This is a genomic window from Arcicella sp. BE140, assembly GCF_031456255.1.
GTDB classification, from domain to species: Bacteria; Bacteroidota; Bacteroidia; order Cytophagales; family Spirosomataceae; genus Arcicella; species Arcicella aquatica.
The window spans coordinates 99834-122394 of sequence record NZ_JAVDUE010000007.1; the positions used below are offsets into that span (position 1 = coordinate 99834).

Below are 22561 nucleotides of genomic sequence, written 5' to 3' on the forward strand. Positions count from 1 at the left end.
GTTTATTGATAACGCTTAGCAAATAACACTATTCAACAGTAGTTGTTGTATAAATTTTAAAGCTGAAGGCTGACTACTGAAATCCGACAGCTTTTATAAACTCAGATTCAAAAAATGAAAAATAAGATACTTCCAATCATATTTGTTGCAGGCTTACTTGGTTTAGGCGCTTGCAAAGATGCCCTTGAATATACGCCTACGGGTGTATTATCATCCTCAGATTTAACCTCTCCCACTGCCATTGAAGGCTTAGTGACTTCAGCCTATGCTGCCATCGGTAACGGTGACATGATTGGACCCATTTATAGCAATTGGGTTTATGGCAGTGTCCGCTCAGACGATGCTTATAAAGGCGGGGGTGGTACTGGCGACGTGGGTGAAATTGATGCTATCGAGCATTACAATTTAGTTACTCCAACGATTGGCTCATTCGTTACACGTACTTGGCAAAATTTATTTAAGTCTATTTCAAGATGTAATGTCGCCTTGCGTGCGGTAAATACGCTTTCGGAAACGAGTTATCCTAATAAAAAAATACGTTTGGCAGAATTACGTTTCTTAAGAGCTCACAGTTATTTCACGATGAAACTTTTGTACAAAAATATTCCAATTTTTGATGAGACAGCTTCTAGTGACGATATCCTGAAAGTATCGAATACCCTCAGTAATGATGAATCATGGAATAAAATTGCGGCTGATTTACAATATGCTGTAGATAATTTACCTGCTAGTCAACCAGAAATTGGAAGAGCAAACAAAACGGCTGCTCAGGCTTATTTGGCTAAATTAAGATTATATCAGGCGTATGAACAAGACAATAATCATAAAGTAACCAATATCAATAAAACAAGGTTGCAAGAGGTCGTTACTTTAACACAAGCAGTTATTTCATCTGGGAAATATAGTTTGAGTGGAGACATTGCAGATAATTTTCTTCCAGAAACGGAGAATGGCCCTGAATCAATTTTCGCTATTCAATTTACGATTAATGATGGAACAACGGCTGGACGTTTGAGTTTTGAAGATGGATTAAATTACCCACATGGTGCTCCGCAATACGGTTGTTGTGGTTTCCATGCTCCAAGTCAGAATTTGGTAAATGCTCATGCTACTGATGCCAACGGCTTGCCATTATTTGACAGTTTTAACAATGGTAATGTAGATTTAGCCAACGCAACGGTTGATACACGTCTAGACCATACAGTAGGTATCGACGGACATCCATATAAATATGATAACACAAAACCATTCAGTAATAGTTGGGTACGTGATGCAGGGGTGTATGGTAATTTCCACTCGATGCGTTTCCAACAATTGGCTACTAGTTCATCATATTTCAAACTTGGACCATTTATGGGAACTGCTAAAAACTATGATATCCTTCGTTATGATGATATTCTATTAATTCAAGCAGAAGCGTATATTGAACTAGGTCAGCATGATAAAGCACTACCATTAATCAACCAAATCAGAAAAAGAGCTTCTGAAAGTACGGGTAGATTGAAAAAATTGGATGGAACATTCCCATCTAAATATAATGTGAAACAGTATTCAACAACTGGTTGGACACAAGATTTTGCTCGTAAAGCATTACAGTGGGAACGCCGTTTAGAATTTGCAACTGAAGGTTCTCGTTTCTTTGATTTAGTACGTTGGGGCATTGCAGAGCCTACATTAAACGCCTATATCAACATAGAAAAAACGAAAAGAACCTTTTTAGCAACTGCTAAATTTACCGCTGGGAGAGATGAATATTTGCCCATCCCACAGGCAGAAATTACCTTCACCAACGGTTTATACAAGCAAAATCCAGGATACTAATATCTGATAAATTGGGTTTACAGATTTGGAATAATGCAAAAAAGATAGCTTGAACGGCTATCTTTTTTCTTTTTATAAAATATGCTGCTAAATGCTAATCGTGGGAATTTCACCTTCTACAATCAACTTCCCTTCTGTAGCCTTCTGTACATCTTCAATACTTATTCCAGGAGCAATTTCCAATAACTTAAACCCTCCTTCTGGTAATACTTCCAATACTGCTAACTCTGTTACAATTTTTTTAACACAAGCAAGACCAGTTATGGGTAAAGTACAACTTTTTAATAGTTTAGACTTTCCGTCTTTACTTACATGTTGCATGGCAACGATGATATTTTTAGCAGATGCTACTAAATCCATTGCACCACCCATCCCCTTCACCATTTTGTTAGGGATTTTCCAATTGGCAATATCCCCATTTTCCGAAACTTCCATTGCTCCCAAAATAGTCAAATCTACATGTTCGCCACGAATCATGGCAAAACTTTCAGCAGAACTAAATAATGAAGACCCTGCTAGCATGGTTACTGTCTGCTTACCCGCATTAATTAAATCGGCATCCACTTGTTCTTCTGTCGGGAAAGGACCAATGCCCAGCAAGCCATTTTCAGATTGTAAAATCACATTAATGTCTGCTGGAATATAATTAGCCACCAGCGTAGGAATGCCAATCCCTAAGTTGACATAATAACCATCTTTCAACTCTTTTGCTATTCGCTTGGCGATCTGATTTTTATCTAACCCAATTCCTACTGTTGGACTAGTTTCGGTCTCTTTCGGCAATACAGGTTTTGCAATCGTCCTTTGTTCTATTCTTTTTTGATAATCTTTCCCTTGAAAAATACGGTGAACATATATTCCTGCCGTATGAATATCGTTAGGATTTAACGTTCCTGCTGGCACTAGCTCTTCTACTTCAGCAATGGTAATTGTCCCCGCTGTTGCCATCATCGGATTAAAATTGCGTGCCGTACCCTTGAAAACTAAATTGCCTGTCGTATCACCTTTCCATGCTTTTACAATAGCAAAGTCAGCTTTTAAACCACTTTCTAATAAATATTTTTTGCCATTAAATTCTCTTATTTCTTTTCCTGCGGCTACTTCTGTACCCACACCAGCAGGCGTAAAAAAAGCAGGAATACCAGCACCCCCCGCCCTAATTCTTTCGGCAAGCGTGCCTTGTGGAATAAGTTCAACTTCTAATTCTCCTGATAGCAATTGTCTTTCAAATTCCTTATTCTCGCCCACATAAGATGAAATCATTTTTTTTACCTGACGCGTTTTTAGCATTAATCCTATCCCAAAATCATCCACCCCAGCATTGTTAGAAATACAGGTCAAACCCTTTACTCCCTTTTGGATTAAAGCGTCAATACTATTTTCAGGGATACCACAAAGCCCAAAGCCCCCCAACATTAGCACAGCACCATCTTCAATATCTTTTACTGCTTCTTGGGCAGAATTCACTACTTTATTAATCATTTCTTGGATTGTTTTTGAAGATTATTTACAACTATATTCGGTATGATTGTGTTTGAGGTAACTAAACAATCAACCCTATATCCCTAGCATGCGAAATGGCTTCGTCAGTATGTTCAAATTGACAAGTCTGAATATTTTTGTTGGTTATCGACTTCATCAAAGATAACGTAATTTCTTCTTTTTTAGGGCTCACATTCCTGATATAAATAGCCACTACTTTTTCTGGATATTTATTGGCAATGGCAGCATAAATAGCAGGATCTTTTTGTGAATTGTCGCCTAATAATATAAATCGTTGCTTTGGGAATGCTTCAAACAGTCTTACGACTCTCATTAATTTCCCTTGATGTTTTGTTGCTCCTGTTTTTAATAATTGATACCAACGTTTAATCTCGTTCAATAAAAAAACACCTTTGGGTAATTGGTTATGTTTAAAAAAAACGTTTAAATCATCATACAGATTCCATTCGCTACTAGATACATAAAAGAAAGGATTCAATAAGGCAGGTTCTGTATGAGCCAAGGAAAGCAACCTGTAAAACTTTACTACATCAGCAAATGTTTTTCTGCTCAGTGGATTCTTAGTGAACATCACTCTTAATTTTTTCCCAGTTTTGGCTGAATGTGATACCAATACCGTATCATCAATGTCAGAAATAAATCCATATTGAGTAGCTTCTGGCACAAAAATTTTACCTTCTCCTGTAGTCAATACTTTATCTTGTGGGCCTACTAAATCTATAAAAACGGCATGCCATCCTGCTGAAATTTTGCTAGTGGATTTCCATTCAAATTTAAAAAAACCATCCTGTGCTGTTTTGCTATAATAATACTGATTATTCCACTGCAAACGCACACTAACTCCAGCAATGGGTTTAACAGAAAATATCTTAATTAAATGCATTACATTTGATATAAGATTATTTTCAACAACAGCACGTGGCGGTTTTCCTGCTAGAACATGACCATAAACAATAAGGTTATCTTGATGCCCATATCCATGATATACTTTAACGGTGGCATTTTGCTGGTATGATTTTTTGCTCATTCTAATTATAAAATTGAAAGATACTAAATAGATTGTTTAGCATAATATATGATTTACCTATGCAGGAGAAAAACACTCTAAAATTACTCTTTATTGTCAATACAGGTGCAGGGAGTAGTTCCAGAAATTGGTCTTTATTAATCACTGAATATTTTGTTTTAAAACAATATATCATCGAAATATATGAGTTACAAAAGAATTGTACCACAGAAGTCATTAATCAAAAAATCTTAGCGTTTTCTCCCAATCAAGTAATTGCGGTTGGAGGTGATGGAACAGTCAAATTAGTAGCTGAATGCTTGATTAATACCAATATTCCTTTGGGCATATTGCCAGCAGGGTCAGCTAATGGATTGGCAAAAGAATTAGGAATTAGTAACAACCCAGAGCAAGCGTTGGATACGCTAGTGACTGGAGATATTAAAAAGATACATTTAACAAAAATTAATCAACAACTATGTATCCACCTAAGTGATATAGGACTGAATGCTTATGCCATTAAAAAGTTTGAAAAACAGGGTATCCGTGGGATGTTGGGATATTTAATTGCTTCATTGAAGGTATTGTGGCAAAATCCCTTGATGGATGTTACTATTCATACTAATGATAAAGTTCATCACTTAAAAGCCGAGATGATTGTGATTGCCAATGCTACTCAATACGGAAGTGGTGCCGTCATTAACCCTATTGGAAAACTTGACGATGCTCTTTTTGAGGTAATAGTCATCAAAAAAATATCTCCTTATGAAATTTTCAAAATGATATCTCAACATCAGGAATATGACTCTGATAAAATAGAGGTTTTTCAGACTACATCACTCACCATGCGTTCATCTAAAAAAGTGCATTTTCAAATTGATGGAGAGTATATGGGTAAAATAAAAGAAGTAAAAGCTTCTATTATGCCTGAGGCACTTGAAATAATTGTACCTACATTAAAGTAGGTACTAAATATAGTATGATAACACCTAAATATTTTGAAAATTGCAAACTAGTCTATCGCTATTTCGTACATTAATATTTGCCAATTTCTAATAATCCATTATTAAACATGACTATCACCAATACCTCCATCATTAAAAAAATACTTCTCTTATTTCTAGTCTTGGCAGGAATGTACTTTGCCAAAGAATTCTTGATTCCATTACTGATTGGAAGTATTCTAGCTACGCTTTTTATACCGCTATGCAATTATTTAGAAAAGAAAGGATTGCCTAAAGGATTATCAGCCTTTATTTGTTTGCTCGTTTTAGTATTAATTATGGCTAGCCTAATAGCGTTGCTCGGTTGGAAAGTTGCTGAGGTAGTAAAAGATATGACTGAAATTAAACAAAAAGCGATTAAATGGGGAGTAAATGCACAAGAATATATCTTTAATCACCTCGGCATATCTGTAGAAGAACAATCCAAAATATTAAAACAAGAACAGCCTTCCCTTAGTAGCATTATGCAATTGACGTTGTCATCAATTACTGCGCTATTTACAGCATTAGTTTTATTACTAGCCTATGTATTCTTTTTATTATACTATCGCAACCATATAAAACAATTTTTCATGAAATTGGCATCACCTAGTCAACAACATGAAGTTGGACAAATACTTAGTAAAGCCACAAATGTTTCTCAACAATATTTATTTGGTCTTTCAAAGATGATTGCCTGTTTATGGATTATGTACGGCATTGGGTTTAGTGTGTTAGGCGTAAAAAATGCGATATTTTTTGCTATTTTGTGTGGGTTATTAGAAATCGTTCCTTTTGTAGGGAATATCACGGGAACTACACTCACGATATTAGTAACAGCTTTACATGGGGCTTCGCCATCTGTATTAGGAGGCATCGCTGTTGTTTATGGAATTGTTCAATTTATCCAAGGATGGGTACTCGAACCCCTCATTTTAGGACCACAAGTAAAGATAAACCCGTTATTCACTATCATTGCTTTAGTGGTTGGCGAACTTATTTGGGGTATTCCGGGCATTATTTTAGCCATTCCGTTAACAGCCATCCTGAAAATTGTTTGTGATCATATTGACCCTTTAAAACCTTATGGATTTTTAATTGGCGAAATTGACTATAATAAAGATTCCGATAGCTTTATTACTAAATTGAAACAGGGTATGTCTAAATTAGCTAAAAATAGATAACCCTACTCCTAAGATGATTATAGATAATTTTGATATAAAAGGCTTGACGTCTGAGCAAGTACTAAAAGCCAGAGAAGAACATGGTTATAATCTGCTCGACTATAAAAAACAAAATGGTTTTTGGTTTGCCTTAAAAAGTTTAGTGCAAGAACCAATGATTATTTTACTTTCGGTAGCAGCTATTATCTACTTTATCAGTGGAAGTAGTGGCGATGGACTTTTTCTGACATTTGCTATTGTTTTTGAAGCGGCAATCTCATTATATCAGGATTCTAGAAGTAGAAATGCTTTAGAAAAGCTAAAGGAATTTACAGAAACAAATTGTAAGGTAATTCGTGATGGAGAACAAATAGAAATTAAAAGTGAAGATTTAGTGGTGGGCGATTGCCTAATTATAGAAGAAGGCACTTCTGTTCCTGCTGATGGTATCATTATTCATTCTAATGATTTTTCTGTGAACGAGTCTATCCTTACGGGTGAATCATTGGCAGTAACCAAAGATTCTACAGCTGATAATAACCAAATTTTTAAAGGAACAAATGTAGCTAGTGGCTTAGCCATTGCTACAATTACTTATATAGGTAATGACACTAAATTAGGAAAAATAGGGAAAAGCTTAGAAGATATCAAAGAAGAAAAAACACCTTTAGAACTCCAGATTAACAATTTTGTAAAAAAGATGGTAAGTATTGGAGCTGTCGTTTTCTTGATTGTTTGGCTGATTAATTATTTGAATTCTAAGGATATTTTAGATAGTTTATTGAAAGCTTTGACCTTGGCAATGAGTATCATGCCTGAAGAAATCCCCGTAGCATTTACCACCTTTATGGCATTGGGTGCATGGCGATTGATGAAGATGGGGATAGTAGTGAAGCAAATGAAAACCGTTGAAACACTTGGGAGTGCTACAGTCATTTGTACAGATAAAACAGGTACAATTACTGAAAATAAAATGACATTAGCCAAACTATTCGTGCTTTCAAGTCAGAAAGTCACAGACTTAAGTGAAGAGCTAAAACAAGAAGAAAAAGACCTTATTAAGCAAGCCATGTGGGCGAGTGAACCTATTCCATTCGACCCAATGGAAATAGCATTGCATCAAGCATATAGTAAACTTGAGGAGAATGATGAAAGACCTAACTTTAAATTAGTACATGAGTATCCTTTAGGGGGAAAACCACCTATGATGACCCACGTTTTTGAAAACCAAGAAGGTAAACGTATCATTGCAGCCAAAGGGGCAGTAGAGGCTATCGAGCGAGCATCAAATGTTAGCTCACAAGAAAAGGATGAGATTGAAAATGCCATTAACCTACTTTCGCAGGATGGGTATCGAGTTTTAGCAGTCGCCATTGCTGAATTTGTAGGGCATGACTATCCTGCCAATCAAGAGGACTTTGATTTTGTATTAAAAGGAATCGTTGCATTTTATGACCCTCCGAAAAAGAATATACAAAAAGTATTAGAAGAGTTTTATAAAGCAGGTATTGCTGTAAAGATTGTAACAGGAGACAATGCGGCTACAACTGTAGCAATAGCCAAACAGATAGGCTTTAGAGGCTATGAAAAAAGCATTACTGGCGATGAGCTGATGCAATTATCAGATGAAGAACTGGCAAAAAGTGTGATTGAAACACAAATATTTAGCAGAATGTACCCCGAAGCAAAGCTAAAAATCATCAATGCCCTGAAAGCTCACAATGAGGTTGTGGCCATGACTGGTGATGGCGTGAATGATGGGCCAGCACTAAAGGCCGCACATATTGGTATTGCAATGGGCAAAAAAGGAACAGAAATAGCTAAAGAGGCGGCTTCTTTGATTTTGTTAGAAGATGATTTGTCAAAAATGGTAGATGCCGTAGCCATGGGTAGAAGAATCTACACTAATCTTAAAAAAGCTATTCAGTATATCATTTCTATTCATATACCTATTATACTTACTGTATTTATTCCTTTGGCTTTGGGTTGGCTATATCCAAATATTTTTTCGCCAGTTCATATTATTTTTCTTGAATTAATCATGGGACCAACCTGTTCTATTATTTACGAAAATGAGCCATTAGAGCAAAATCTGATGAAGCAAAAACCACGCCCAATGTCAACGTCTTTTTTTAGTTGGAAAGAACTTACTACTAGTATTATTCAAGGATTATTCATTAGTGTGTGTACAATTTTTACCTATCAATATGCTCTTTATTTAGGTTATGACGAAGCCATTACACGCACCATGATTTTTACGGTTTTAATTACAGCTAATATCTTTTTAACCTTAGTCAATCGTTCGTTTTATTATTCTATCATCACTACTTTACAATACAAAAACAACTTGGTGTTCATCATCATCAGTATTACTGTTGCCATGATGTGTGCTTTACTTTTTGTACCATTATTTACTACTTTCTTTGCTTTTGAAGCCCTCAATCTCAACCAAATTGCTATAAGTATAGTTATTGGTTTTATTAGTGTAATTTGGTACGAAGTAGTTAAATGGATAAAACGAAGACGAGCATTGATAGCTTAATAACATCGTCGTCTATTGTACGATACCAATCATAATATCCATAACATTGGTTTGTGTGGGACCGGTAATTAGTAAATTTCCAGTTTGTTCAAATAAATGATAGGAGTCATGATTAATCAGGTAATCTTCTATTGGTAAATTATTTTCTAGCGTATTTAATAGTGTTTTTCTGTCAATTACTGCTCCAGTAGCATTTGTTGGGCCATCAGAGCCATCAGTACCCCCACTTAGTATTGAAAATTGAATAGCAGTATCAAGCATATTCATTTTCTTGAGTTCCTGTAAAGCCACTAATACAAAGTGTTGATTTCGTCCACCTTTGCCATTGCCAGTAACTTTCAAGGTACTTTCGCCACCTTGTATGATACAAATCGGTTTATTTCCTTTATAATTAATGAGTAAGGCTATAAACTTCTTGGCTTCTATTGATGTGTCGCCTGTTACAATCTCAGGAATAATTAGTGTTTCATAACCCAATGCTTTGGCTGTTTTCTCGGCGGCCAATTGAGCAATTTTATTATTAGCAATGATTTTAGTAACAGTATTTTTAAAAAGTTCATCCCCAGCTTTTGGCGTCTCGTCAATCTTTCCTGAGATGCCTTTTTCTAAATAACTTTTAATGGAAATAGGCAAGGTTGAGCGTAGATGATATTTTACAATCACCTCAAATGCCTCCTGAAAAGTAGATGAATCAGGGACAGTCGGACCACTGGCTATCACATCTAAATCATCATTGGGTACATCGCTAATAATCAACGAAAACACTCTCGCTCCATTACAATATCGAATTAATTGTCCTCCCTTTATGGCTGAAAGGTGTTTTCTGACAATATTAATTTCATTAATGCTTGCCCCAGACTTTATTAAAAGGTCGAAAGTAGATTGTACATCTTTTAAAGATAACTCATGTGGTACATCACACCATAAAGATGATGCTCCACCACTGATTAAACATATTACAATATCGTTTGATGTTACTTTTTGTAATAAACCAAGGGTTGCTTTTACGGCTATTTCGCCTGCCTCGTCTGGCACAGGATGAGCACTTTCTAGGATTTTTATTTTTTTAGTAGCCACACGATGTCCGTATTTTGTGGTAACGATGCCTTCTTTGATATTGTCGCCTAGTATTTTCTCTGTTTCAAAAGCCATAGCAGCTACGGCCTTGCCTGCGCCAATTACATAGATATTCTGAAAATCACATTTCAAGAAACGTTCTCCACAAATTTGTACAGCATCATGTTCTACTCTTAGATATTCACCAAGTAGTTGCGAAGGCTGAACAGCATTAATTCCAGCATTAAAAATTTCAATAATATCCTCAGTCATGCTTTTAAAAAATCAATTCATAGTTAGTACTTCGTCCGCCAGCCATTTCTTTCTGTAAAATCCCTTTTGCCATTAAATCTTGAATGTCTCTTAAAGCCGTATCCGCGGAACATCTAGCTATTTTAGCCCATTTAGATGACGTAAGTTTCCCTTCAAAATTATCCATTAGTTTGTTCAATAAAAGCTTTTGTCGCTCATTCAAAGGAGTATCTCTATGTTTTTCCCAGAATCTTGCCTTGGCCAATACTTTTTCTAAAATGACATCTGTATTCAATAAGGCTTGGGTCAAGCAGTCTAAAAACCATGCAAGCCAAAGGGTAATATCAGACGTTCCTTTTTGTACTTTTTCCAAGATTTCATAATAACTATTTCGCTGTAATTGAATTTGGGCAGACATACTGAAAAACCGCTGAGAACTACCATCAGCCTTGGATAATTGCATGTCAGTAATGGCTCTTGCAATTCTCCCATTACCATCATCAAACGGGTGAATCGTTATAAACCAAATGTGTGCAATGCCTGCTTTCATGATAGGGTCTATGTACTGTGTTCCGTTAAACCATGTCATAAATTGTTGCATCTCTTCAGCTAATAACGAAGCTTTAGGGGCCTGAAAATGTACTCTTTCTCTCCCCATTGCTCCTGACACTACCTGCATATCGCCTGTTCGCCAACTAGCTATCGTGATAGGATACATACCACTTCTTCCCGTCGGGAAAAGCGCTGCGTGCCAATTAAACAACCGTTCGTCACTGAGCGGAATTTGATTATTTTGTGTAGCATCCAACATTACTTCTACAATGCCATCCACATTCCTATCAGAGGGAATTAAGCCAACAATATCCATTCCTAAACGCCTAGCTAAAGACGAGCGAACCTGTTGAGGATTTAAAAACTCCCCTTCTATTTCTGTTGATTTCAGGACATCCAAAGTAAGCGTTGCCAAAAAGGCTTCTTGTTGAAGGACAAAACCTAATTGCTCCATTTTGCCCATCAATTTACCCTGCAAATTCCTAACTTTGCCAAGGGGCATTGATAGTATTGAATCGTCCCATGTAAAGGCTGTCCAATTGATATGTTGATGTATGTAATTGCCCATAAAAATAGAATATGCGGTGAATATAGCATTTATTCTCCGCATAATATGCGGAGAATGTTTTTATTATTCTCCGCAAGCTTTTATTAAGCATCCTCAGACATTAATTTTATCATCAAGCATATGCTAGCTTAATAACACATCACATAACAGTTGTAATGATAGCTTACTTTTGTGTAAATCCAGAAACAAAATTTAATATGAAAACAAAATTTTTACTATTACTGCTGATTGGTATATTTAGTTCTTTCGCTCCCGAAAAAATTACTTGGGTAGCCATTGGAGATTCTATTACTTATTTAAACGACCATCCAAAGGAAACAGGTAATAGAATTACCAAAGGCTATATGAGTGGCGTAATAGAGAAGCTTCCTCAGTTAGAATACATCAACCAAGGTCATAATGGTTGGACTTCTGTAAGAATTGCCGAACAAATAGAAAAGCTTGGCTTAGTAAAAGCAGATGTTTATAGCATATTTTTAGGAACGAATGATTGGTGGCAGGGTCGTACACTGGGAACTTTGGCCGACTATCAAAATGCAACGGGTTTTAATACCGTATATGGTTCTTTCAGAATTATTATCAATAAAATCAAAAGCTTAAATCAAGATGCCAAAATTATCTTGATTACACCCATGCAACGCGCAGATTTTGTTTACATTGCCAATCCGAAAAACAATGCGTATGGCTCATATAGAGAGAAAAAGGGGCAAGAATTATCCCAATTTGCCGAGGCAGTGAATACCATAGGAAAGCTTGAAAACATTCCTGTAGTGGATTTATACCATACTAAAAAATTAAAAATAGCCAAGCTCGTTCATTTCAAACGCTTGAAAGATTCACAAACTGGGACATACAAAAATTATCGTTATCCAGCTTTTATAGACGTACCCTACAATCCTGAAACAGACGAATATCCATATCCCCTTGAAGCCATTGATATGACTTACGATGGCTTGCATCCATCAGATAAAGGATATGAAGTAATTACTAAAAAATTGGTTAAAGTGATGAAAAGTATATTATAGCTGTAATATTTATGATTGACTACGTTAAAAAAAACGGTCTGTGAACTAATTAGTTGACAGACCGTTTTAATTTATCCAATCGTAATTTTGTGTTCAAAAGGAGTTATACCAGTGAGGTATACATACAAGCCATCTGTTTTCAACGTTCCGAAATGTGAGCTGTACATTTCACCTTCCAAACTTTTAATCTTAGTATGTTGGTTTATTCCTTGTCCGAATTTTATACTATCCTTACCATAAGTATATTCGCCTGTTTTACCTGCTAATAAATAATTATTAGGCGAATTTTCTACTTCTTTCACCCCCGTCAATTGTCCTCCCTCTTTGAAACATAATTCAATCGTTACTGATACGCCATCAGCTCCTTTTGAACTGAATATCAATTCATTAATACCATCTTTTTCTTCAATACTAATGGTTGTATCTATCATTTTGACATTGCTTTGTGGGCGATGCTCAAAATCCATTTTATTCCAGAATCTGCCATCCGTACTTGGTGAGTGCTTGTAATCACCATTAGCTTTTTTAAACTGTTTAGGCAAAGGTTGGTAATAAGGGGCTTCGATTCTTTGATGCAATATGTACTTTCCATCTTGATAAGTAATTCCTTGGCTACGGAAATAACCTGTACTGAAAAAATCGATAGAAAAACGAAGGTATTTTAAAATGGCTTCACCTTTCCTAAAAGCAAATAAATTTGAATTTGTTGATCGTCCAGAAGCAATAATAATAGGGAAATCTGCTCCACCGAAAATCGTAGAAGTTGTATCATTCTTTCTGATTCTCACCAAATTGGTCGTCTTAAAGAATTTTTCAAAATTTACTGATGGAGCTTTAGGCGTTGGAAGTGGTTTTAAGTAGGTAGGTTCTTCTAAACAAAATGGTAATAAATCAACCATGATTTTTTCGTCAAACCCTTTTACCTTCTCAATGAATTTTGTAATAGAGGCAAATGCTGCATTATTATCTTTAATGGCTAAGTAGCGATAATCATGATAATGATTAAGCACATTAATAGTCATGAATTGGTCTTGTCTCCTTGAGTCAGTAGTAACCAAATCCCCATTTGGTTCTATATAAAAATACGTTAGGTTGAGGTTTTTACGAACAGGCTCTAACAATTTAGGACGCTTTAGCAAACGAGCCATCGTAATTAAGCATCTATCCGTTACCTCAGCATAAATCATACTTCTTTCCAGATAATGCCCATCACTATCGATATAAATATTTTCAGAAAGCCATTCATCAATGCGTTTTACATAAGCTGGATTTGGAAATAAATCATTTATTTGTGCCAAAGCTGCCGATACCACCCATCGATGGTTGGGAGTATGAATACCCCCCAATCTTAGCGATTCACCTGCCTTCAGGATAAATTCTTTGAGTAACTCTTTTAATGCTGCAAGTATGGGCGTAGTGTTGTGTTTAAAAATGGTAGCCGCAACACAAAGGGGTTCAAGAATGAATGCAGTGTCGGGTGGTGAGGCCAAATTACCTAAATTAAGCGTGCCATCTGCCTGCTGAGCTTTCAAGATAAAGCGGATAATTTTAGTCATTGCTATGACCAATTCCTCTTTTTGATAATATTGTGAGGTTGATTCAGCATACCCTGCAGCTAAATTGGCTAAATCAAACCCTAATCGTCTACGGATTTCAGTAATATCAGATGAAAAAACAGTTAATAATTTGGCAACTTCTTTATTATTGGCTTGAACTATTTGTTGGTGAAAATTTTCGTCAGAAGTACTTTCATGCTGAGCATAAGTCATTATTGGTGATAGCACTGCCAATGTTCCTAATCCAAAGCATTGTTGTAAAAAAGTTTGTCGTGTAATATGTTCCATATTATAAGGATAAAAGTAAAAGGTTGTCTTTTGTAAAAGATTAACACTCGACTTATTTACTTACTTAATAGTGACACATTAGCCTTTTTACTATGCTATCTGGCTCTATGGGTATTCATTTTAGTTATATATTTTTAGGCAGAGTAGGGTAGGAGATGATTATTAATTAAACCCTCAATGAACCACGAAAGCCTCTAGCGGCGTAATAAGATTCTGCACCATTATGATATATGAAGACCATACCATAGCGAAAATCAGCGAAAAGAGCACCCCCAAGTTTTCGAATAGCAGCAGGCGTTTGTATCCAACTAGATGTTTTTGCATCAAACTTTCCAAGTTTTTGTAATGCACGATATTGCTCTTCTGTTAAAATTTCAATACCCATGTAAGTTGCCATATCTACAGCATTGTTTGCTGGTTTATGTTCTTTTCTTGATGCTAGCGCTGCTCCATCGAAGCAAATACTTCTACGACCTTTGGGCGTTTCTTCTGAGCAATCGTAAAAAAAATATTCGCCCGTAATTTCATCATAACTAACAACATCTGGTTCTCCTCCAGTCTCTTCCATTTCATGAAGCGACCATAATTTTTCAGGATTAGCTTCTAATTTGGCTTGTATGCTAGCCCATTCAATACCTTGATGTCTGTTCATATTTTTCTCAAAACGTACTTTCAACACACTGAGTAATTTTGTACATTCTTCAGAAGACAAAGCATTTTTATTGACATTCATGTTTTTTTATATTAATACAGCAATAACGTTGCTAATTTTCATCATTTAAGCCTTTTCCATTAAGAATATGTGGCGTATATTTTTCAATCCTTGATTCCCTAGTTTTGGCTTGTTTCGGTGCAGCAAAATAAAGAAGATATGCTCTCTGTCGGCCTGGGGTTAAGGATTCAAAAGCAGTTTTTAACTCAGGAGCTTCATCTAATTTTTGTTGAAATTCGTCAGGAATAGAAAATTCTGAAGTTTTTTTAAGCGTCACTTGCAGTCCTGCTTTCTCTACTTCAATGGCTTCATAAATATACGTTTTGATGATAGATTCTAATTCCACTATTTCCTGCACATTCGTAAACCGAATCTGGCGTGTTGCCTGTGTATTCTCTGTTTGCTGAATCAAAATACCATTTGCATCATTTAATAAAGCTCCTTTGAAGAACAAAAGTGCACAGTATTCTTTAAAATCATGTATCAAAACGATGTTGCTTTTCTGAAAAGTGTAACAAGGTACACCCCATTTCAATTCTTCAGATAGCAGACAGTCAAGTACAATCATTCTCAACTTTTCTAATTCCTTTTGCCATTTTTCGGCTTTGTTAAAGTAAAAATCAACCTTTGGATTCATCATAATTATTTGTTGGAATAATTTTTCTATTGGCAGGTCTAAAATACCACGATACTATTGTCAGCACTAGTAATAACGTCGAAGGGAATATTTCATTTACAGCATCCTTTAATGCTATATGTGAAAGTATTGCTCCTGACATAGCAAAGAAAAAGCCAGCATAAGTCCATTCCTTCAGCAATGCAAACTTTGGGATAAGCACTGCTATAACTCCTAACAATTTCCAAACTCCTAATATTGTCAGAAAATAAATAGGATACCCCAAATGTGTAATGGCATCTACTTCTTCTTTCATTTTCAATAACTGTACTCCCCCAGTTGATAGCATTCCTAGCACTAACCAGCTAGTAGCAATCCAATAGATGATTTTGTTTCTCTTCGTCTTCATTATATCATTTTTTTTACAATATCTTCTAGTCGGTTATGAGCCATGTTGATTCCTTTCGCAAAAGGTAGCTGTAACATCTGGTCTCTAAGGGCAACAGATTTGTACACAATATGCATACTCAGTTTACTAGTATTTTCAGTAAGTTTCTCAAATGCTAAAAACTCCAACTGGACATCAAAAGGGGTATTTTCCATTTCAAACGTCCTAGTGATTTTTTGGTTTAAACTAAACTCATGAATCACTCCATTAAAGCCATGCTTGTTTCCTTTAGGGTCTGTGGTTACAAATTGCCAGCTACCATGCTTTTTATTTTCTAGTTTCAAAACTTTTGACCCCATCCATTGTTCAACAATATCAGGCTCAACATAGGCTTTAAAAAGTAATTCCACGGGCAAATCAAATTCCCTTATAACCATTAACTCCTGTTTGCCCTCTTCAGCAATGATTTTTGTTTTGGGTTCCATATTATTTTATTCCTTTGGTTTATATCCTTTCATAAGAGCTTCTAACTTATTAAACCTATCATCCCACATTGTGCGGAATGGTTCAATAAAGTCTGCGATTACTTTTATTTTTTCAGGATTCAAGCGATAGTGAATTTCTCTACCATTTTGTTCTTGTTCAAGCAATTCACACTCGACAAGTATCTGTAGGTGTTTTGATACAGTCGGTCTGGCGGTTTCAAAATTTGAGGCTATCGTACCTGCTGTCATTGATTGAGAAGCCAACAATAACAATATGGTTCTTCTAGTCGGGTCGGCAATTGCCTGAAAAACATCTCTGCGTAAATTCATTATGTAGTTATTTGACTACAAATATACATGTAGCTATTTGACTACATAATTTTTTTGAAAAAAACAAGAAAACTTTTTCATAATTAAAAACAATATCGTAATATTGCGATATAATAATATAATCAATGGGACTTACTAAAACAGAGATATTTACAGACGAGCAGAACAACTTGGCATCACTATTCAAAGTGTTAGGGCATCCTGCAAGGATAGCAATACTTCAGCATATTATCAATCAGAAAGCCTGTATTTGTAATGATTTAATTGATGAATTAGGATTAGCGCAGGCAACTATTTCTCAACATTTAAAGGAGTTGAAGAATATTGGTATCATTCAGGGAACCATTGAAGGAAAATCAGTTTGCTATTGTATAGAAGAAAAAAAATGGCATGAGGTTCAAGAGTTGTTTAATCTATTTTTTGAACAAAATGTAAAAGTTAATGAATGCTGTTAATGCATTTTTTTAGACTTTTAATATCGTAATATTGCAATATAACATTTATACTTAATAATCGACGCTTTATGAAATTATCAAACATCAAAGAAATCTTACCCACATTGAATAATGTGGAGTTTCAATTAGAGAGTGGCACATTTGTGCCAGAACATTTTCACGTGACAGAAATAGGCATGATTACAAAACATTTTATTGATTGTGGTGGAACGATAAGAAATGAGAAAGTAGTCAATTTCCAACTATGGGATGCAAATGATTATGAGCATAGATTGAAACCAACTAAGCTGCTTAACATCATCAAGCTTTCTGAAGAAAAATTAGGTATCGAGGATGCTGAAATTGAAGTAGAATATCAAGCCGAAACTATCTGTAAATATGCCTTAGCATTTAATGGAAACCATTTTATTTTAAAGAATAAACAAACAGCATGTTTGGCAAATGATGCCTGTGGAATTCCTACTGAAAAACAAAAAATAAACTTAGGAGAATTAAAAAGTAATGCTTGTTGTACTCCTAATTCAGGTTGTTGTTAAAGCATTGATTTTTGTAATCAATTATCCTATCTTTCTTATGTTCCATTAGTTTTATTCTTAGCGAAGTACTTACGTAACTCGCTAAGAATAAAGAATATTTTTTTGTATAATCTCATATTGAATTTTAATATTCTCATTAACTACTAATAAAACTATCTCTATCATCTGTCTCTCACACCATTTTGTCTGTCTATAATTCCGTAGAGCGCTGTTTTTTTCTTAACGCAAAAACATATCTACTCTACAGAAATATATGTAAAGCACTATTTAGTGTTACATTATCGAACCGAACCCTTACTAAACCAGCTTTAATACGCTAGATTTGGACAGAATCTTCATAAGTGCTTTAATTAGCAAAAACGCTGTAGAAGTGTTGGTTAAACGTACATTTCCCTTGAGAAAAAGTAAAAAATAAGGTTTGGATATTCTGGAAAAGATATAAAATTATATTTTTATAATATTATTTTAAACAATAAGATGAGTGTTTTAATATGTATTATTACATTTGTGTCTATTTTACACATTTCATTTTTAGTTTATGTAATCAATATTTAAGTTTGATAATTATTTGTTGTTTTATATAGCTTCTTTTAAATACTGTTTTTCAGAAAGATAGTATTCCTATTATTGAATGAATAACGTGATTAATCATGACAAATAAATACCTCCTTATTTTTTTACTTTTGCTGTTCCAACAATCTTTTGGACAAGTAAAAAACTATAACTTTATCAATATTAATAGCAAAGATGGGCTTGCTTCAAATACGGTTTATGCTATTTATAAAGATAAATTAGGTTTTATGTGGTTTGGTACTGAAGACGGACTTAATAAATTTGATGGACAAAATTTTACCGTTTACAGGCATAAACAAAATGAAAAAGAAAGTATAGGAAGAGGAGAAGTAATGGCTATTACTGAAGATATAAACAGAAATTTATGGATAGGAACAAAGCTAACATTGGCATTATATAATAGAAGTTCAGACAAATTCACCAATTTTGATTTTACAAAAACAGGCTGGATACATACGCTATCTTCTGATCATTCGGGTAATATATGGGTTGGTACATATAATGGACTTTTTTATTTTGACACTAAAACAAGAAAAACGAAGGCTATTAGTTTACATAAGGGAGATAGTAAAAAAGTAGGGTATGAATTGGTATTTTGTATATTTGAAGATAGTAAAAAACAGATATGGGTTGGTTCGCAATCAGGTTTATATTTACTTGATCGTAATCAAAGGGTAATAAAAAAGTATGTTCATCAAAACAATAATTCTAATTCGCTTTCTGACAATACCGTCAGAGCCATTACGGAAGACCGAAACGGGAACCTATGGATAGGTACAAACTTAGGCTTAGATGTAATGAACCCCAACACAGGAAAGATTGAGAGTTTTAAAAGTATTGAGTCTGATGAGAGAACGATTAGCAACAACATCATAAATAAAATTATTTTTGATGCGGATGGTAATCTTTGGGTTGGCACAGAAAATGGTATGTCGATTTTTGATATTACAACCCGCACAGCATTAAGAATAAAAAGCCTCTTGCCAGATAAAAATAACCCGTTTGGAAGCTTTGCTGGCTATAAAGTAAAAGACATTTATATCGGGAAAGACGGTATAAACTGGTTTGCTACCGTTAATGGAGGCGTAAATAAATATGATAAAAATTTAGCCTTTTTTCAGCATAGATTCCACCTGCCCAATGAAACATATGGATTAAAAGGGTCTTCGGTAATGGCATTTGCAGAAGCTGCTTCTGGGAACCTATATGTTGGTACAGATGGGGGAGGACTTAATATCTTTGATACTAAAAAAAACGTTTTCTATGATGTTCCTCTTTATTCCTCTCAAGGGAAGATTAAAAATATTTTGGCTTTAGAAAAAAAAGGAGACGATTTGATTATTGGCACTACCAACGATGGTATAGTTAGTATCAATGAAAAAACGCATCAAATAAAACCGTTGTTTGCTATTAAAGACAAATTGAATAAATCTGTTGTCTTGATTAATTGCCTAAAGGCAGATTCGAAGGGTAACCTATGGGTTGGTACAAATGGCGCAGGCTTATATATTTGTTTAGCCCAGTCAAATACATTTGTTCCTTTCAAGAATATACTTGATGAACACCTTAAAAAACAGTATACCTTAAATAGTTACATTACAGCCATAGAAGAAGATAAAGAAGGAAATATTTGGGTAGGCTCAAATGGAAGTGGTCTTATTATTTATAATGCAGACAAACAGACATTGAGTGCATTTAATCAAAAGAACGAAAATTTCCCCATCCATAGAATACTAAGCATTTACTCAGATAAACGCAATAGAACATGGGTGAGTGTGTGGGGAGAAGGATTATGCTTGTACAATAAAAAAAGAAGAAAATTTGAGCAGTATGGAGAAGAACACTTACTTTCTAATAATGTTATTTATAAAATATTAGAAGACAACGCTGGAAAGTTGTGGCTCAGTACTAACAAAGGAATTTCGATGTTTGATTTAAGTAAAAAAAGATTTAAGAATTTTACTTATCGAAATGGTATTCAAAATACAACCTTCAATATAGGTGCTGGAATCAAAACAAAGACAGGAGAAATGTATTTTGGGGGGCTTGATGGCTTTAATTTTTTCAACCCTATTCAATTATTTCAAAATACTAAAACTCCGTCGGTTGTAATTACTGATATAAAAATTAATAATAAACGTGCTAACCCTACTGAAAATAGTGAACTTAAAGAGGATATTACTTTAGCCAAAGAAATCAACTTAAGCTATAAACAAAATTTTTCTTTAGACTTTGTCGCTTTAAATTATACTGCGCCGCATGAAAACCAATACACTTATCAGCTTGAGGGCTTTGATAAGGAGTGGAACAATGTAGGTTCAGTGACGACGGCGGTTTATACTAACCTAGACCCTGGGAAATATATTTTTAGGTTGAAAGTAAAAAGTGAGGATGGAACTTGGCAAACTCCCGAAAAAACTATTCTTATTAATGTTCATCCACCATTTTGGCGTACTTATTATGCCTATATAATATATTTGGCAGTATTGATATTTACTTTATGGGTGATAAGGAGAAGGGGAGTACAAAAATTAAAAAATGAATTTGCACTAGAACAAGAGAGAACAGAGGCGGAGCGTAGGATGGAATTGGAACAACTGAAAATTAAATTCTTGACCAATTTGAGTCATGAATTGAAAACACCACTTACTTTAATTTTGAATCCTGTCGAAAACCTTTTGTTTCGAGAGAAAAACAATGATAAAATTGAAATGCTCAATCTTATCAATAGAAATTCAAAAAGGCTTTTGAATCTTGTTAATCAATTACTTGATTTTAGGAAAATTGAGGAAAATGAACTTAAGTTGAATTCAGTGCTACAAGACCTTGTTCCATTGGTGAAGGAAATCTTTGATTCATTTAAGTATATTGCGTCTCAAAAAAACATTCATCTTGAATTTGCCAGTAATATTGATGAGTATAATACTTATTTTGATAAAAATAAAATGGAGCGTATTTTGATAAATTTACTCTCAAATGCAATAAAGTTTACGAATGAAAATGGTAATGTATATTGTCATGTCAAATCTTTATCAAATAATGGTATCGAACTAATCATAGGCGATTCTGGCATTGGTATACCCCACCATATGCAAGCAGAAGTTTTTGAAAGGTTTTTCCAAGTAAGTAGTCCATCTCACATTCTTAATCAAGGTAGCGGAATTGGCTTATCTATTGCTCAGGAGTTTGTTAAGTTACATGGCGGAACCATCAAATTGGCAAGTGAAGAATATAAGGGAAGTGTTTTTACGCTATATTTCCCTTTTATTAAAGAACAACAAAAAATTAATCAAACCAACAAGGAAGACGAAAAAAATGAATCTGAAAGCTTGTCGTATATAGAAAAGAGTGAGGATGAAATCGAGGTTACCGAAAAACCTGTAGTCCTGATTGTTGACGATAGTTACGACCTACGTATATTCTTGAGGGAAAGCTTAAAATCAAAATATAAAATCATCGAAGCTGCCGATGGGAAACAGGGTTGGCAAAAGACATTATCATCACATCCAGAAATCATCGTGAGTGATGTTAATATGCCTAATATGGATGGAATAGAAATGGTGAACAAAATAAAAAAAGATGAAAGGACAAAGCACATTCCGGTTATCCTTTTAACTGTTTTGACTGATGAAGTAGAACAGCTAGAAGGGCTTAAAACTGGAGCAAATGACTATTTGACTAAGCCGTTCAGTTTCGAGGTGCTTAGCATTAAAATAGACAACCTTTTAAAACTAAACAGTACTTTCAAAAATACTTATAAAAAGCAAATTAATATTGAAACATCTGAAACAGAGGTTGTTTTGGAAGACGAAAAATTTTTATTAAAAATAAACAAATACATTGATGAACACATTCATGATTCTGAGCTATCAATTGAAGAGTTAAGCCAGAAAATGAATATGAGTAGAGGAACGCTTTATAGTAAACTCTTGAAGATTACAGGTGAAACTCCAATAGAGTATATCCGTTCAATAAAATTGACTAAAGCGTTGCCATTGCTTGAAAAAAGTGATATGAAAATTTCGCAAATTGCGTATGAAGCTGGCTTTTCAAATCCAAACTATTTTACGCGAGCTTTTAAAATCAAATACGAAATCTCGCCCACCGAATACATTAAGTTAAAAAGAGGAAAATAAAGCTACTTTATTATT

18 protein-coding genes and 1 pseudogene are annotated in these 22561 nt (G+C 34.7%); 8 read left to right on the forward strand and 11 right to left on the reverse strand.

The window, feature by feature from the left end; all coding sequences use genetic code 11:
- Positions 1-114: 114 nt before the first annotated feature.
- Complete coding sequence (locus J2Y60_RS11920; RefSeq protein WP_309918162.1) at positions 115-1821, forward strand: RagB/SusD family nutrient uptake outer membrane protein; 1707 nt, start codon at positions 115-117, stop codon at positions 1819-1821.
- A gap of 87 nt (positions 1822-1908) precedes the next feature.
- Here J2Y60_RS11920 and J2Y60_RS11925 read toward each other — a convergent pair whose 3' ends face one another.
- The 3 genes and pseudogenes from J2Y60_RS11925 to J2Y60_RS11935 all read right to left on the reverse strand — a co-directional run bounded on the left by J2Y60_RS11925 (position 1909) and on the right by J2Y60_RS11935 (position 4351).
- The gene (locus J2Y60_RS11925) at positions 1909-2604 is read right to left on the reverse strand and encodes a 3-oxoacid CoA-transferase subunit B (protein WP_309918529.1); all 696 of its coding nucleotides are present in this window, start codon (positions 2602-2604) and stop codon (positions 1909-1911) included.
- Positions 2605-2616: 12 nt separating this feature from the next.
- Positions 2617-3303 (reverse strand): annotated as a pseudogene (locus J2Y60_RS11930) (CoA transferase subunit A); the annotation flags it as partial.
- Positions 3304-3364: 61 nt separating this feature from the next.
- On the reverse strand, positions 3365-4351 hold the full coding sequence (locus J2Y60_RS11935; protein ID WP_309918165.1) for a phosphatase domain-containing protein: 987 nt from the start codon (positions 4349-4351) through the stop codon (positions 3365-3367).
- Positions 4352-4410: 59 nt separating this feature from the next.
- Between J2Y60_RS11935 and J2Y60_RS11940 the strand changes: the two genes are divergently transcribed.
- From J2Y60_RS11940 to J2Y60_RS11950, 3 genes are all read left to right on the forward strand, one after another.
- On the forward strand, positions 4411-5295 hold the full coding sequence (locus J2Y60_RS11940; RefSeq protein WP_309918167.1) for a diacylglycerol kinase family protein: 885 nt from the start codon (positions 4411-4413) through the stop codon (positions 5293-5295).
- Positions 5296-5402: 107 nt separating this feature from the next.
- Positions 5403-6497, forward strand: coding sequence for an AI-2E family transporter (locus J2Y60_RS11945; RefSeq protein ID WP_309918170.1), 1095 nt, complete (start codon positions 5403-5405; stop codon positions 6495-6497).
- Between the two features lie 13 nt (positions 6498-6510).
- A complete protein-coding gene (locus J2Y60_RS11950; protein WP_309918173.1) occupies positions 6511-9018 on the forward strand; it encodes a cation-translocating P-type ATPase in 2508 nt (835 codons plus the stop codon).
- Positions 9019-9030: 12 nt separating this feature from the next.
- On the opposite strand, the gene J2Y60_RS11955 is transcribed toward J2Y60_RS11950, so the two are convergent.
- On the reverse strand, positions 9031-10347 hold the full coding sequence (locus J2Y60_RS11955; protein WP_309918176.1) for a DUF4147 domain-containing protein: 1317 nt from the start codon (positions 10345-10347) through the stop codon (positions 9031-9033).
- Positions 10348-10351: 4 nt separating this feature from the next.
- Positions 10352-11446 (reverse strand): Fic family protein, encoded by a 1095-nt coding sequence (locus J2Y60_RS11960; protein ID WP_309918179.1) that lies wholly within the window; start codon positions 11444-11446, stop codon positions 10352-10354.
- 197 nt (positions 11447-11643) lie between these two features.
- Between J2Y60_RS11960 and J2Y60_RS11965 the strand changes: the two genes are divergently transcribed.
- Entirely contained in the window at positions 11644-12471 is an 828-nt protein-coding gene (locus J2Y60_RS11965; protein ID WP_309918182.1) for an SGNH/GDSL hydrolase family protein, read from the forward strand.
- Positions 12472-12542: 71 nt separating this feature from the next.
- Here the strand turns inward: J2Y60_RS11965 and J2Y60_RS11970 are convergent, their stop codons facing one another.
- The 6 genes from J2Y60_RS11970 to J2Y60_RS11995 form a co-directional block, all read right to left on the reverse strand.
- Entirely contained in the window at positions 12543-14315 is a 1773-nt protein-coding gene (locus tag J2Y60_RS11970) for a hypothetical protein (RefSeq protein WP_309918185.1), read from the reverse strand.
- 166 nt (positions 14316-14481) lie between these two features.
- Positions 14482-15048, reverse strand: coding sequence for a DUF4256 domain-containing protein (locus J2Y60_RS11975; protein WP_309918188.1), 567 nt, complete (start codon positions 15046-15048; stop codon positions 14482-14484).
- A gap of 31 nt (positions 15049-15079) precedes the next feature.
- Positions 15080-15664, reverse strand: a complete 585-nt coding sequence (locus J2Y60_RS11980) for a YdeI family protein (RefSeq protein ID WP_309918531.1) — start codon at positions 15662-15664, stop codon at positions 15080-15082.
- On the reverse strand, positions 15648-16052 hold the full coding sequence (locus tag J2Y60_RS11985; RefSeq protein ID WP_309918190.1) for a DoxX family protein: 405 nt from the start codon (positions 16050-16052) through the stop codon (positions 15648-15650). Before J2Y60_RS11985 ends, J2Y60_RS11980 begins: the two co-directional genes overlap by 17 nt.
- Positions 16052-16516: an SRPBCC domain-containing protein gene (locus J2Y60_RS11990; protein ID WP_309918193.1), complete on the reverse strand. Its 465-nt coding sequence runs from the start codon at positions 16514-16516 to the stop codon at positions 16052-16054. The genes J2Y60_RS11985 and J2Y60_RS11990 overlap by 1 nt, the downstream gene beginning before the upstream one ends.
- Before the next feature lie 6 nt (positions 16517-16522).
- On the reverse strand, positions 16523-16846 hold the full coding sequence (locus tag J2Y60_RS11995; protein ID WP_309918196.1) for a metalloregulator ArsR/SmtB family transcription factor: 324 nt from the start codon (positions 16844-16846) through the stop codon (positions 16523-16525).
- 125 nt (positions 16847-16971) lie between these two features.
- Here J2Y60_RS11995 and J2Y60_RS12000 point away from each other — a divergent pair, with 125 nt between their 5' ends.
- From J2Y60_RS12000 to J2Y60_RS12010, 3 genes are all read left to right on the forward strand, one after another.
- Positions 16972-17301: a metalloregulator ArsR/SmtB family transcription factor gene (locus J2Y60_RS12000; RefSeq protein ID WP_309918198.1), complete on the forward strand. Its 330-nt coding sequence runs from the start codon at positions 16972-16974 to the stop codon at positions 17299-17301.
- Positions 17302-17369: 68 nt separating this feature from the next.
- The gene (locus J2Y60_RS12005; protein ID WP_309918201.1) at positions 17370-17837 is read left to right on the forward strand and encodes a DUF6428 family protein; all 468 of its coding nucleotides are present in this window, start codon (positions 17370-17372) and stop codon (positions 17835-17837) included.
- Positions 17838-18487: 650 nt separating this feature from the next.
- Positions 18488-22546, forward strand: coding sequence for a two-component regulator propeller domain-containing protein (locus J2Y60_RS12010; RefSeq protein WP_309918204.1), 4059 nt, complete (start codon positions 18488-18490; stop codon positions 22544-22546).
- The last annotated feature ends 15 nt before the right edge of the window (positions 22547-22561 follow it).